This window comes from Acinetobacter sp. YH12105 (assembly GCF_013419095.1).
In the GTDB taxonomy this organism is placed as follows: domain Bacteria; phylum Pseudomonadota; class Gammaproteobacteria; order Pseudomonadales; family Moraxellaceae; genus Acinetobacter; species Acinetobacter pseudolwoffii.
Genome location: NZ_VPAU01000010.1, coordinates 66,869 through 81,566, shown reverse-complemented (window position 1 = coordinate 81,566; position 14,698 = coordinate 66,869). Strand labels below are relative to the sequence as shown.

At 44.9% G+C, this 14,698-nt stretch carries 9 protein-coding genes; 6 read left to right on the top strand and 3 right to left on the bottom strand.

The features are described 5' to 3' along the window. Nucleotides 1–147: 147 nt before the first annotated feature. Complete coding sequence (locus FTU44_RS08985; RefSeq protein WP_004281370.1) at nt 148–798, top strand: response regulator transcription factor; 651 nt, start codon at nt 148–150, stop codon at nt 796–798. Between the two features lie 80 nt (nt 799–878). On the opposite strand, the gene FTU44_RS08980 is transcribed toward FTU44_RS08985, so the two are convergent. Together FTU44_RS08980 and FTU44_RS08975 are read right to left on the bottom strand one after the other, a co-directional pair. After that, the gene (locus tag FTU44_RS08980; protein ID WP_005173201.1) at nt 879–1,640 is read right to left on the bottom strand and encodes a hypothetical protein; all 762 of its coding nucleotides are present in this window, start codon (nt 1,638–1,640) and stop codon (nt 879–881) included. 410 nt (nt 1,641–2,050) lie between these two features. After that, on the bottom strand, nt 2,051–5,542 hold the full coding sequence (locus tag FTU44_RS08975) for a PAS domain-containing hybrid sensor histidine kinase/response regulator (RefSeq protein WP_100534520.1): 3,492 nt from the start codon (nt 5,540–5,542) through the stop codon (nt 2,051–2,053). A 182-nt stretch (nt 5,543–5,724) separates the two neighbouring features. Between FTU44_RS08975 and FTU44_RS08970 the strand changes: the two genes are divergently transcribed. The 4 genes from FTU44_RS08970 (at nt 5,725) to FTU44_RS08955 (ending at nt 10,853) form a co-directional block, all read left to right on the top strand. Next, nucleotides 5,725–6,057, top strand: a complete 333-nt coding sequence (locus tag FTU44_RS08970; protein WP_004890697.1) for a DUF485 domain-containing protein — start codon at nt 5,725–5,727, stop codon at nt 6,055–6,057. A gap of 1 nt (nt 6,058) precedes the next feature. Beyond that, nucleotides 6,059–7,765 carry a cation acetate symporter gene (locus FTU44_RS08965; RefSeq protein ID WP_180000219.1) on the top strand — a complete coding sequence of 569 codons (1,707 nt, stop codon included), beginning with the start codon at nt 6,059–6,061 and terminating at the stop codon, nt 7,763–7,765. A gap of 228 nt (nt 7,766–7,993) precedes the next feature. After that, complete coding sequence (locus FTU44_RS08960) at nt 7,994–8,707, top strand: ion channel (protein WP_005095099.1); 714 nt, start codon at nt 7,994–7,996, stop codon at nt 8,705–8,707. 175 nt (nt 8,708–8,882) lie between these two features. Beyond that, nucleotides 8,883–10,853: a choline BCCT transporter BetT gene (locus FTU44_RS08955; protein WP_180050209.1), complete on the top strand. Its 1,971-nt coding sequence runs from the start codon at nt 8,883–8,885 to the stop codon at nt 10,851–10,853. Between the two features lie 82 nt (nt 10,854–10,935). On the opposite strand, the gene omp33-36 is transcribed toward FTU44_RS08955, so the two are convergent. Beyond that, entirely contained in the window at nt 10,936–11,850 is a 915-nt protein-coding gene (gene omp33-36, locus FTU44_RS08950) for a porin Omp33-36 (RefSeq protein WP_005173194.1), read from the bottom strand. Nucleotides 11,851–12,963: 1,113 nt separating this feature from the next. Between omp33-36 and FTU44_RS08945 the strand changes: the two genes are divergently transcribed. Beyond that, complete coding sequence (locus FTU44_RS08945) at nt 12,964–14,670, top strand: diguanylate cyclase (protein WP_179999588.1); 1,707 nt, start codon at nt 12,964–12,966, stop codon at nt 14,668–14,670. The last annotated feature ends 28 nt before the right edge of the window (nt 14,671–14,698 follow it).

Here is a 14,698-nt window from a genome sequence, read left to right as displayed (position 1 = left end):
TTAAATAATTATTGAAATACCGCGAAAAATGGTGATTTTGAAGAAAAACTGCATATTATTTTAAAAATTGTAGAGTCTTGCATATCCTTAACCGGGTTGTGTGGTTAGAATAGGGGCTACCGTGCCAAGATCTCTCTCACGTTGCCTATGAATATTTTAATCGTTGATGATCATCCACTATTTCGTCATGCCTTGATTCAGGCTGTACGTTATAGCCTGCCACAAGCCCAGATTCATGAAACTGCGGCAGTCAATGAATTTTATGAACGTCTAGAAAATGGCCCCGAGCCTGATCTTGTGCTGCTGGATTTAAATTTGCCAGGCGCATCAGGTTTTTCTGCCTTGGTACACGTCCGCGCGCAATATCCGTCGCTGCCGATCATTGTCGTGTCTGCGCATGAAGAAGTCAGTATTATCCAGCGTGCCATTGCGCATGGTGCCATGGGCTATATTCCAAAATCTGCCCATCCAAGCCATATTGGTGAAGCGATTCGCGAAGTGCTGGAAGGTGAGATCTGGTTACCGCCAAATCTGCCAGCCAACATGAACTTTGACCCGCGTGCTGCCGATGAAACGGCTTTGGCGGAACGGATCCAGTCTTTGACCCCACAACAGTTCCGAGTATTGATGATGGTGGCCGAAGGCTTGCTGAATAAGCAGATTGCTTATGAACTGGACGTGTCAGAAGCGACCATTAAAGCGCATGTGACTGCAATTTTCCGTAAGCTTGGCGTACAAAACCGGACACAAGCGGTATTGGCCATTAATGCACTGAATATTGAAGACCGGAAAATGTAAGTTCTGTATATCCGCATGGAAAAAGGCCTCCTTGGAGGTCTTTTTTTATCTGAATAATTCAGTGAAAAAGCATGCATATATTAAGCAATATAATCCTGCTTGCGGGTGAAATCATCGCAGAATAATGGATTTAAGGCACATTGCAATTCATCGATCTGATCTTCGGTGACATAACCCTTGGATTTCAGATATTCGGCCACGCGATCATCTCGCAGGCTCAGGAAAGTCGCATCATAAACACCCAGATCGACAAAGAGTGCAGCCGTTTCCAGACTGTTAAAACGGTCCAGATAGACTTCATTGTCATACATCAGGAAGATATGATCATCGCGCGTGTTCGGATCGACATGTAAACGCTGCGCTAGCTCATGCGGGCAGGTTTTAATAAATAGTAAATCAGACAGCTCGTCAAACTGGCTGGTATCCAGACAGTTATCTTCGTTTTTGACTTTACCCAGCCAGGCCTTAAACACCAGGACGGCACCACCACGCAGCAACATGCTCCAGATCTGATGACGAGTTTGCACCGGAAGATCCGCCGTTTCAGCTTCTAAAGACTGAAGCAGTTTGTCTTCCTGCTCGGCAATCCGTTCAAACAGACCCAGTCCTTGCGGCTTGTAAGCATAAGGTTCAAAGACATCAAAATGTAATTCATCAAAAACTTGCAGTGCCAGCGGGACTGCACTCTGATACAGCGTTTCCAGCGCCTGATACTGGGCATCATTCAGCTTGCTGTATTTAAAGATCTGTGCCCAGTCAATGCTTGGCAATAAGGCATTGGCGCCATATTGACGGTGGAACTGCTGGGCCTGATTCAGGCCATGGTTTTGATCTATGTTCATGTGAAGAACTCCGATATGCAGAAAGATCAGCTACCCAAACAATCAAGGCATGTATGAGATGGAAACTGATCGTTTCTTATTCCTCTATTTTTAGAGCCAAGCATAGCTGATAAAAAATACGACTAAAGTTATAGTGCTGGAAAATTACCCTTTAATTATGAGTTAAAACAAATAGATAATTAATTGTAAATAAGTGTACTGCTGTACAGGTACAGATTGGTCATTTTTTGCCATGGTGAATTAGAAAATGAACATTTTGGTCAATTTATTCGGCTGTATTTTCGGCATATTTGCTGCTTTTAGCACATTAGAATAAATTTTATGCAAGCTAGGTGATTTTCTGTGGCAGTTGAGTATAAAAAATGCCCATTTTAAGCTTTAAAATGGGCATTCATGAATGCAATACAATCTTAGGAATCAGAAATTTTCAGTCCGGATAACCATGATCGTAAGGATGCAGGTTTCAGTGGTTTTTTCAGCAATACAATATTCAGCTCTTTCAGGCGCTGTGGCAATTCCGGATCGGAATCGGCAGTAATCAGCGCCACCGGAACATCATTGCGGCGCTGTTCCAGAATAAAGTCTAAACCGATCTTGTTCTGATTGAGATGCTGATCGACCAGCCAGACCTGAATATTTTCCTGCTGAATCAGCCTCAATGCCTGCTCTGGTTCGGTGGCTTTAAAGACTTGATAACCCCATTTGCTCAACAAGGTCGCCATCCCTTCCAGAATGGTTTCATCATTATCCAGACACAGGATTTTAAACGCCTTGGTTTTTAGTGGTACGGCCTGAACAGGTGCAGCGACGACTTTGGGTGCTGCAATGACAGGCACTTCAATCATAAAACAGGAGCCTTTGCCCAGCGCCGAATACACATGCACCGGATAGTCCAGCATGCTGGTCATGCGTTGCACGATGGCCAGACCCAGTCCAAGGCCCTGTTCACCCCATGGAGAGGTATGGCCGCAACGTTCAAACTCCTGAAACAGCTTGATACGTTGTTCTTCGGCAATCCCCGGTCCGGTATCCCAGACGCCAATGCGGATATGATTCGGTTTGGTACTGGAGCGTAAGACCCCGACCATCACTTTACCTTTGGCGGTATAACGCAGCGCATTACTGACAAAGTTCTGGATAATCCGGCGAATCCACTGTGGATCGGTATCAATCCAGAACTGCGCATCATGCACACTGAATTGAATGCCACGTTGTGCCGCAATGGATTTAAACTGCAGTTCCAGATCACTGAGCAGGTCATGTAGCGGATAGGCCTGACGTTTCGGCTGAATGGTACCGCCTTCCAGTCGGGCAATATCCAGTAGCGCAGACAGCATGCTTTCTGCACCATGCAGGGCACGATCCAGTTGCTGCAAGGTCTTGCGGTCTTCGTCATTTTGCACGCTTTGTTCCAAGGCAGTACTGAACAGACGCGCCGCATGCATCGGCTGCAACAGATCATGACTGGCGGCGGCAATAAAGCGGCTTTTCGACATATTGGCTTTGTCGGCTTGTTCACGCGCCAGTTGCTGTTCGGACAAGGCATCGGCCAGCTGTTGAGTACGATCCTGAACCCGGGCTTCCAAGACGGCTTCATTTTCACGGAAGGCAGTAATATCGGCGAAAGTGGTAACGAAACCACCCCCTTCGATCGGATTACCACGCATCTGAATGACCCGGCCATCTTTACGAATCCGTTCAAATTCATGGGCACTGCCGACCTGCATCCAGTGAATCCGCTTGCGGACATGTTCTTCGACCGAACCTGGTCCACATTCACCACGCTCGGCGTTATAACGGATCAGATCCGCGATTGGACAGCCGACATAGACAATATCGGTCGGATAATCGAACAGTTTTAAATACTGATTATTCCAGGCCACCAGACACATGTTTTCATCGACTACGCTGACCCCTTGGGTCATGTGATCAATCATGGTCATGATCAGATTCTGGTTAAAACGTTGCCATTGCGAGGCCTGATCGAGAATGTTGGCGACCTGACCCAAGGCCAGACCATTATTGACCATGGCCGTGGTCAGCAGGGTACGTGCCGAAGCTGCCCCGATGGTGCCGGCCAGATATTGTTCGGTAAAACGCCACCACATGCCATTGGCGCTGCTATTTTCATTCAGTTCGACACTGTTTTGGGTACAAAATTGCTGAAAAGCGCGGGTAGTGGGCCCTTCACCGGTAATGCGCTTGGCCAGGGTAATCAGATCGCCGACTTTTAAACGCGCCACATCCTGATGCGAATAACTGACTTCAGTTGAGGGACTCTGCGATGGCAGTGGCTTGGTTTCATAATAGAAGAAACTTTCAGCCTGAATCTGTTCGGCAATACTCGGACGGAAAATCCGCGAGACCCAAATATATAGGATTGTATTCAGGCCCAGTGCCCAGACCACCCCATGCGTCAGCGGATCAAACGATTCGAAACCGATCAGCGCTTCAGGACGTAACCAGTTCCAGCCAAAAGGGCCGTTAGTGAGCAGATTTTGGCTAAAGCGGTGATAGGCTTCTGGCAGGCTGCGCAGAATGGTGGGAAATAGCAGGGTATAGGACCACAAGGCAAAACCGGTCAACAGACCCGCATATACGCCCTGCTTACTACCACCGCGCCAGTACAGGCCACCGATCAGGGCAGGGGCGAATTGTGCTACCGCACTAAAGGCCAACAGGCCAAAAACAGAAAGCTGATCAATATCATTAAAGAAGTTGAAGAACAGGAAGCCCATCAACATCACGCCCAGAATACAGATCCGGCGGGTAAATTTCAGTACCAGTGGCAAGCGTTTATCATGTCGCGAAATCAGTTTTAAACGCCACAGCGCTGGCATAATCAGATCATTACTGAGCATGATGGAAAGTGCCACAGAAGACACCAGCAGCATCCCGGTAGATGCGGAAAAGCCGCCCAAGAATGCCAATAAAGTGAGCCAGTCCTGATTATAGCTGAGGGGTAAGGACAGGACCGCCACATCTGGAATTGCCAGATATTGCGGCGCCGCATGCAATGCCCAGCTGGCAATCGGAATAATCGCCAGCGTGGTCAGAATCAGATAAACCGCAAACCAGCGCCGTGCACCGCGGATATGTTTTTCATCACGCAGCTCCACCACTGCCACATGGAACTGGCGTGGCAGACAGATAACTGCCAGAGCTGCCAGCAAGGTCTGAACCCAGAAACTTTGCGGAACCCCAAACAGCTGGACATCACGGAAGGTGGTACTGATATCTGTGCTGATCTGTGCCATATTTCCTGGTGCTTCAAACATAAAGAAACAGGCGACTGCCAGCAGGGCAAAGAGCTTGACAAAGGATTCAAAGGCCACGGCCAGCATCAGACCGCCATGCTGTTCAGTATTGGCAATCTGCCGGGTGCCAAAGATCATCGCCAGAATGGCCAGTACACCGGTCAAAAACAGCACCCCATTGGTGGTGTTGGCAATTCCGGCAGATGGTTCCAGAATGACTGCGGCACTCAGGGCAATGGCGCGTAGCTGTAAGGCCAGATAAGGCACAATCGCGACCACTGCCAGAATGGTGACCAGCGATGCTAGCGGGCCACTTTTACCATAGCGCGCCGCGACAAAGTCCGCGATTGAGGAAATCGCATGATGCTGTCGTACCCGTCCTAATCGGCGCCAGATATCATAACCGACGGCAACGAATAACAGCGGGCCAAGATAGATCGGCAGGAAAATAATGCCTTCCCGTACTGCAGCGCCGGTAGCGCCATAAAAGGTCCAGGATGAACAGTACACCCCTAAAGTTAAACTAAACAATAGCATGCGCCCACGGGTACTCAGCCGGCTGGCATGTTTTTCCCCGTAAAAAGCGCAGATAAAGAGCAATGCGATATAGAGGGCAAGTACCCCTATGATGAGCCAACTGTTCATATAGCCTGATGTGTGCTGAGCATGCCGCTATGATAGCGCATCATGAACGCTGCAGTTTAAATTGGTCATTTTTTAACGACCAAAGTCTAAATTACAAGCACCTACGATTATTGTTAACTTGCAACAGTGATAATTCGAATTAAAAAATAGGCAGCCCAAGGTTGGGCTTCAGGAGAGTAATTATGGATGAGGTACAAGTAGATCGCATTCTACAAAATCCAAAATTCAAAGAAATGGTTGCCAAGAAAAGTCGTCTTAGCTGGACGCTTACGGCAATCATGTTATTCGTTTATGTCGGCTTCATGCTTTTGGTCGGCTATAACAAAGAGTTTCTATTGTCTTCACTTTCAGGTGGTGTGACCACGTGGGGTATTCCACTCGGTCTGGGCATCATTGTTTTGTCGTTTCTCTTGTGTGGTGTGTATTCCTACATTGCCAATAACAAACTGGATCAATTGACCGAAGAAGCAATCCGTGAAGTTGAAGCAATCGCTCATGAAAAAGGACCACGTTAAGATGAAATGGAATTCTCTTATTGCCCTGGCGACCACCCTTATGGCTTCAGGTATGGCTTTCGCTGGTCCTGACTTGGGTGCAGCAGAACAGCAACCAACCAACTGGCCTGCAATTATCATGTTTGTGATTTTCGTAGGTGCAACACTGTTCATTACCAAATGGGCAGCGAAACAAACCACCAGCACCAAAGACTTCTATACGGCCGGTGGCGGTATTTCCGGTTTTCAGAATGGCCTGGCGATTGCCGGTGACTATATGTCAGCAGCTTCTTTCCTGGGTATTTCCGCGATGGTATTCCTGTCTGGGTTTGATGGCTTGCTTTACTCACTGGGCTTTATGGTCGGCTGGCCGATCGTATTGTTCCTGGTCGCAGAGCGTTTGCGTAACCTGGGTAAATATAACCTGTCAGACGTGGTTTCTTTCCGTTTGCAGGAGAAACCGGTACGTACTCTGGCGGCTTTGAGCTCGTTAGTCGTTGTGGCGTTCTACCTGATTGCACAGATGGTCGGTGCAGGTCAGCTGATCAAACTCCTATTCGGTCTAAACTATAATATTGCAGTTGTGATCGTTGGCTTGTTGATGATGGCTTACGTAATGTTCGGCGGTATGTTGGCGACCACTTGGGTACAGATCATCAAGGCAGTCATGTTATTGTCCGGTGCGACCTTCATGGCATTTATGGTCATGAAAGGTGTGGGCTTTAGCTTTACCAACATGTTTGAACAGGCAATTGGTGTTTATTCAAAAGTGCATGACCTGAGTCTTGCCGATGCAACCAAAATCATGGGTCCAGGTAGTTTAGCGTCTAATCCAATTGATGCGATTTCTTTAGGTCTGGCATTGATGTTTGGTACTGCGGGTCTTCCACATATTTTAATGCGTTTCTTTACGGTAAAAGATGCCAAAGAAGCACGTAAATCAGTGGTGGTTGCTACAGGTTTTATTGGTTATTTCTACCTCTTAACCTTCATCATTGGTTTTGGTGCGATTCTATATGTATCGAACAACCCGCAATTCCTTGATGTTGCGAAAATGGCATTGACTGGCAAGCTGGAGCTGGTTGGTGGTAATAACATGGCTGCGGTGCACTTGTCTGATGCAGTGGGCGGTGATCTGTTCATGGGCTTCATTTCTGCAGTCGCATTTGCAACGATTCTTGCGGTGGTTGCAGGTTTGACCCTGTCAGGTGCCTCAGCAATTTCGCATGACTTGTATGCCAACGTCTTGAAAAAAGGCCAAACTACACCTGAATCTGAACTGCGCATGTCTAAAATTGCAACTTTAGGTCTTGCGATCTTCGCGATGATTCTCGGTATTCTGTTCGAGAAACAAAACGTAGCGTTCATGGTCGGTCTGGCATTCTCGGTTGCGGCATGTGCCAACTTCCCGGTGCTGGTGCTGTCTATGTTCTGGAAAGGCTTGACGACACGTGGTGCCGTGATTGGTGGTGTTGCAGGTCTGGTAACCGCAGTAACCTTGATTGTGCTGTCTAAAGCAGTATGGGTCGATACTTTGGGTATTTCTGATACGCCAGTGAACCCGTTCAATGGCCCTGCAATTTTTGCGATGCCATTGTCATTCCTTTGCTGCTGGTTGTTCTCTGTGACAGATAATTCAGCACAGGCTCAAGCAGAACGCAAAGCCTTTGATGCTCAGTTTGTACGTTCACAAACCGGTATCGGTATCTCAGGCGCATCGGATCACTAAGATCTCCGCTACGCTAAAAAAAGCCCCGTCAGGGGCTTTTTTTATGCCCTTATGCTCCAAATTTTTTAGAGCAAGCGCCATACTGAATTTGGGTGCGCTAGATTTTGCTTTGATTTTTTCAATCTTTGCATACAAATCGTACAGCTATATACTGCTTTAATCATGCTATGTTAAGCCTGATAAAATAATAATACATGCGCGCATGACTAGACAAACAAGAAGGGTAGTATGAAGCAATCTTTGCAGCAGTTCTGGCACAGCTTTACCCATCTGCCCTCAGCATGGCTGCTTTGTTTACAATTGCTGATTTTGATCTTGTCCATGTTGAGTTATGAAAACCTGCCCTATCGGGCAATCACCTGGATGCTCGGTGTCCTGGTGTTACTGGTCATTGCCAAGGTCATTCGCCAGACGCCGATGTTTACCATTTTAGGACTCAGCTTTGTGGCCGGCGCAATTCTATTTTCTTCACTGATTGTTTTGGGCCTGCGCTATACCTGGGTCTATGTGACGGCGAATCTGTTTGAAGCCAGTGCATATTTTAGTGCTGCTTATGGCCTGTTGCGTTATATGTTTCATGACCGCTATCTTACCAAAGATGAACTCTTTGCAGCTGGAGCGGTATTTACCTTACTGGCCTGGGGCTTTGCTTTTCTTTATAGTGTCTGCCAGTTATGGGTGCCTTACAGCTTTTCAGATCCTGACTTGCAAGCCCATCAGCCTTGGTTGGATTTGATCTTTCTCAGCTTTAGTGTCCAGTCCGCCACGGGCTTGTCGGATGTGATGCCGGTCAGTCCGCTGGCACGGATGCTGGCAATTATCCAGATGTTTGTCGGGGTGATGTATCTGGCGCTGATTGTATCCCGCTTAATTGCCTTGCAATATATCGCACGTCTACCTCATAAAAAGAACGTGAAAAATAGAGAAAACCCGCCTGAGTAATGAAGTTCATCCTTTTATTGTATTGGTTACAGTAACTTAACGGCTTTATTTTGTGTAACATCCTAAAATAGCAGGAGATCTAGCTTCCATAGACTGAATCTGTCTGATCATTTTGACCTTACCAATAATTATTTGACGCTGTTTGTCGATCCAATTTTTAAAAAATGGAGGAGGTATGCCTTCCACAAAACCATCCTGGTTTGCCAATATCAATCCAAATGTTTTTATTAGTACTGTCGCCATTATTGCGATATTTTTAGCGTTGGTCGTATTTGCACCCGATGCTTTTTCAGTTTTCACCCAGCAACTGAACCAGTGGATTACCACCTCCTTTAGCTGGTTCTATGTATTGTCGGTGGCGATATTTCTCATCCTTCTAGTTTATATTGCCCTATCGGATATGGGCAAAATCAAACTGGGACCCGACCATAGCCAGCCGAAATATAGCAGTGCCTCCTGGTTTGCGATGTTATTCACCGCAGGAATGGGGATTGGACTGATGTTCTTTGGCGTGGCCGAACCGGTGATGCATTATGTCACGCCACCTGCCGGTGAACCGGAAACTGTACTGGCTGCACAACAATCTATGCGGGTCACCTTTTTCCACTGGGGCTTACATGCCTGGGCTATTTATACGCTTGTTGGCCTATCCTTGGCTTATTTTGCTTACCGGCATCAATTGCCTTTAAAAATCCGTTCGGCCTTGTATCCACTGATTGGTCAAAAGATCTATGGTCCGATTGGAGATGGCGTCGATACCTTTGCCACCATTGGTACGGTATTTGGTGTGGCCACCACGCTTGGTTTCGGGGTGACCCAAATCAATTCAGGTTTGAACTATTTGTTTGGCATTGAACAGGCACCCAGTACTCAGGTCATTTTGATTATTGTGGTCAGTGCCATGGCGGCGACTTCCGTATTTTTTGGATTAGACAAAGGAATTAAACGTTTATCTGAACTAAATTTGGTACTTGCACTGCTGTTGCTGATTTTTGTTTTTGTGGCAGGTCCAAGTATCTATCTGTTACAGACGACTATTCAGAATGCCGGCCAGTATGTTTCAAATCTGTTCAGTATGACCTTTAATCTGTATGCCTATCAGCCAAGTGGCTGGATTGGGGGCTGGACCATCATGTACTGGGCCTGGTGGATTTCCTGGTCGCCATTTGTCGGGATGTTTATTGCCCGGGTCTCGGAAGGGCGCAGTATTCGTGAATTTATCGTGGGTGTATTGCTGATCCCGACGGGCTTTACCCTGATCTGGATGGGCTTTATGGGCAATGCTGCGCTGTATAGCATTATGCATGAAGCCAATACCAGCTTGCTAGAAGCAGTTCAACGTGATTCCTCTGTGGCTCTATTCGAATTTTTAGCTAATCTGCCTTTCAGCTCAGTGACCAGTATCATTGCGACTTTACTGGTGATGCTGTTCTTTGTGACTTCTGCCGATTCAGGAGCATTGGTGACTGATTATCTGACAGCAAAAAGTGAAAATTCACCGACCTGGCAGCGTCTGTTCTGGACCGTACTCATGGCTTTACTGGCTATCATCCTTTTACTGGCAGGAGGCTTAGAGGCTTTGCAATCGGCCACGATCATGAGTGCTTTGCCATTTACATTCATTATGCTGCTGATGTGCTGGGGATTAATCAAAGCCTTACATCTGGATGTCACCAAAATGCATGCGCTGCAAGCTGCACGGATCACCCCGCGTGCAATCCAGAATCCACGCAGCTGGCAACAGCGATTAGGCCTGATTATGCATTATCCGCACACTCAGGAAGAGGTGCAGCAGTATATTCACAATACAGTGAATAAGGCATTTCTCAGCTTTCAAAGTGAATTGAAACGGCGCCGATTACACGTGGCGATTAGCCCGCTAGAAGACGGTATACAGCTCCGTGTTGATCATCAGGATGAAATTAATTTTATCTATCAGGTCAATGCCACCCAGACTTTAAGTCCAAGCTTTATGTCTGAACTGGAGAATGCGGGCATAGATTCCTATCAGGCAGAAGTCTTTTTAAGAGAAGGCGGGCAGGGCTATGATGTGATGGAATGGACGCAAGAAGATCTATTACAGGACATCATTGACCAATATGAACGTCATTTGCACTTCTTAAGTCTGGTACGTACACCGGAATAAGCGTATCTAAATCTGAAAATCAAGCAATAATAAAAAAGGACGCATCAAGCGTCCTTTTTTCTATTCAGCATCTAATTAAAAATTAGAAACGGAATTTAGCATTTACGCCAACAGTTTGTGTGTCACGTACTTGTGCATTTTGCGCAAGATTTGCTTCGTAGTTAGCATTTACATAAGTTGCGCCAACTGCAACAGCAGGAGTGATGAAGTAGTTTACGTTCGCACCCCAAGCTTTGTCTGGAGAACCAGCATAGCTAGATTCCATATAAGATGCGCCAACGCTTAACTGTGGGTTAAGGAAAAGCGTAGTACCTAGGTTGTAGGCAGTGTCTTCACCATAAACTAAACCAGATTCAAAACCAATTGACATGTTTGTACCGTCAATCGCGCCTACGTATTTAGTACGTGCAGTGATTGCATCTTGGTCTTCATTAATTGTTGCAGATTCAAGAGCAGCTTTAGCAACGCCATTAGAAACGATGTTGAAAGCGTCATAAGAAGTCTGGTCAGCAACGCTGGTATAACCCACAGCAACCAAGAAGTTAGGAGCAACTAAAGCACCAAGTTCTAAAGCATAACGATCGCCTTGATCGTCAGTTGTGTTAGCAGTTTTGCTATCAGCAATTGTATGGCTATAAGAAGCGCTTGCATAAACAGGCACAACTTTAGTTGGGATATAAGTTTCACCTTTCACGCCGTAAGTATGATTTACAGTACGTGAACGTCCAGCTTCTTCTTGACCATTTTCGCCATAGCTATACGCTAGAGCAACATTAGACGCTTGGTTTAGGAAAGCAGCTTCAGCTAAAGGACCTTTAGACGCATCTACATCTTTGAAGTAATAAGTACCTTGAACAGCACCAGTGAAGTCTTTGTCATTTGCAGTGTTATCGATGTACTCTGACTGACCTTGAACTTCGAATTGATATGCTTGAGCACCGGTCATCGCTAATAATACAGCAGTGGCTAAACCTAGTTTTTTCATGATATTTACCATTTTGTTACAAAAGATGTACAACATAGAACGTATTGTATTGTAACAATTTATTAAGTCAATCCACTTCGAATTTAGTATTTTTTCGTCTTAAAATAATGTATTAGTTTTGTGTAATATTCATCTATTTAGCTTGAAATTGAATTTTATGTAAAATTTGTTTTATAACAAAAAGCTAGAGCTTAAAAATAGAACACTACGTCAAAGATTAAGAAGAAAATGTGTGGATAATTTAATTCATTAATTCGATTGAATTGATTTCTTTTATTGCCAAATTCAATTTATGTTTTAAAGATAAATTCATAAATATGTCAAAAAATATAAGATGAATTATATAATTCATCACGCTTTATTATAAATTGTACAAATTTAATGCAGAATTTCTCTAGAATTGTAATAGGTGTCTCTTTTTTGAACCAAAATGTGATACTTTTTAATTCCGACTAGGCCAATCGGCTTTACATTGTTAATAGATTTTTACATAATATCAGTATCAGGTTAAAGTTGATGTTTCATCATGATTTAACGTGATTCTCCACAATTTTTTTATTGGCCCAGCTTTCCCCAAGGTTGGGCTTTTTTTTATCCGCACTTTTTATTTACTTTCTACTCATCTTCTAAGATAGAAACTGTTCTGTAGCAATGAACTTCAGCAATAAAAATAGTAAAAATAAAGCACTAAAATGGTGCATATTAATTCATTAATAGATGACCTAAAAATATAAGCACTAAAAAAAACCCCAGTTTTCATAGAAAACTGGGGTTTTTTCGCCAAAATTTGCGGGTAAACTAAAATATCTGCTGAGGAATAATTTAACTCGCCCTAATGCGGTGCATTATGCACCCAATTGTTGCATGTGTAAATAGTGCGGAAAGCAAGTTTTGATATTTTTTTTAATGCTTAAAAGTCCTGTATTTGTGTTGTATTTTTTGTAGGATAAAACCCATAAAACTTTAGCCTGAATTTAAAAAGTAGCGCTTTTAAAAATTAAAATCAAAAAAATATAGAAAAAACATTAACTAAGTTGAATACCTACTTTAAGAGTATTTCATTTTATTTGTATAATAATCAATCTATTTAGCTTTGCTTGTCATATTGGGGCGTAATACAACAGCATGAATACCTTACGCTCTGAGTGGATCAGTAAACGTTTGTACTGGTCGATGTCGATTATTATTTTATGTTTACTTTGCATCTGTATTCCCTTAATTGTGAGTAGCAGTCAAAGTTATTTAAAATCCAGACAAACTTATCAACAATTGAATGCCTTACAGCAGGTCGCTGATCTGGCGAATAAAATTTCGCGTGAGCGTGCGCCTGCCAATAAAGCCATGTCCAGTTCGGTGCAGGAATTTGCCCAGCATCAGCAAGAGTTAATCAGCTATCGTCAACAGGTGGATCGGCAATTGTCCCAGACCGCGGATGTCTTGACGGAGGTCGGGTTTAACAACCTGAGTCAGCAACTTTCACAGCTTGAGAATAGTTTGAAAAAAGGGCGTGCACAGGTTGATGCTTATACCCAGATGCCGCGTCAGCTGCGCAGTGCTCAGGAACTTGATCAGGCGATTCTGGCGATGTTTGCTGCCTGGGAAAGTTGCCGTGAACTTTTGCGTGACGTGGCGGTGGCTTCAGATAGCTCATCGACCCCTCTGAATAACTATATTAGCCAGATTCTATTTTTATCAGATTTACGTGATCAGGCCGGTCGTGTGGCCTCGTCTATCATGGCACATGTGACTTTTGAAGCTCCGCTTCCCACTGAAAATATTACCCGCTCTTTACAGACCCAACATCAGGTGCGTTATTTGTGGGCCTTGATTGATACCATTCAACCTGTTCAAGATAAGACTGAGGAATTCATCCGTTTACATCGGCGGGTAGAAACCGAGTTTATTCAGCAAGGCTTACCGATTGTGAGTGAGCTGATCAGTGACAGTCTGGAGCAACGTGACTACCGTTTGAGCGGAACAGAGCTGACTGAAGCGATCGTAGATAAATTTGCGACTGTGGTAGACCTGCAAACTTATCTGCTGCAATACAGCAGAGATGCCGCTATTCAGGAAATGAACAGCAATATGCAGCGTTTGATCTGGAGCGTGTTGGTATCGTTGATTTCATTACTGACCGCGATTTCCACCATGATCTTTGCACGCAAACAAGTATTTTTGCCACTTATTCAGGCACGCCGCATGTTGTTGAGTTTGTCTAAAAACTCGGGTCGTCAGAAAATTGATATGCGGCTGCGTGAAGTGAATCATTCTGATTCCTTATTCGCTGCCATTCAGAAATTGCAACAAATGTTGCAAGAACGCGATGCGCTAGAATTCCGTTTAAAAAATATTGCTCATTCCGATTCTTTGACCGGGCTGGCCAACCGTTTTGCGTTGGAAGAATATATCCGCTTTATGGAAAATCAGCCGGGTCAATTGAGCCAGACCTGTTTGATGATTATTGATATTGATCATTTTAAACAGGTGAATGATCAATATGGGCATATTATTGGCGATCAGGTGATTCAACTGGTGGCCGAGCGTTTACAGGCCAATGTCCGTGCTACAGATTTGTTGGTGCGTTATGGCGGCGATGAATTTCTGGTATTGATTGAAAATATCCAGATGCAGCAGGCACTGATTGTGGCTGATAAAATCCGGGCTGAAGTGGCTGAGCGTCATATTGTGACTGCAGCAGGAGACGAGATTCAGGTTTCGGTCAGTATCGGGGTTGCCATTGGTGCTGGCTCCTGGATAGCTTTATTGTCCAATGCAGATGATGCTTTGTTTAAAGCCAAAGCGAAGGGACGGAATGTGGTGGCTGAGGTTTAGTCTAAAAGATTCCTTCTCTACTTTTGAC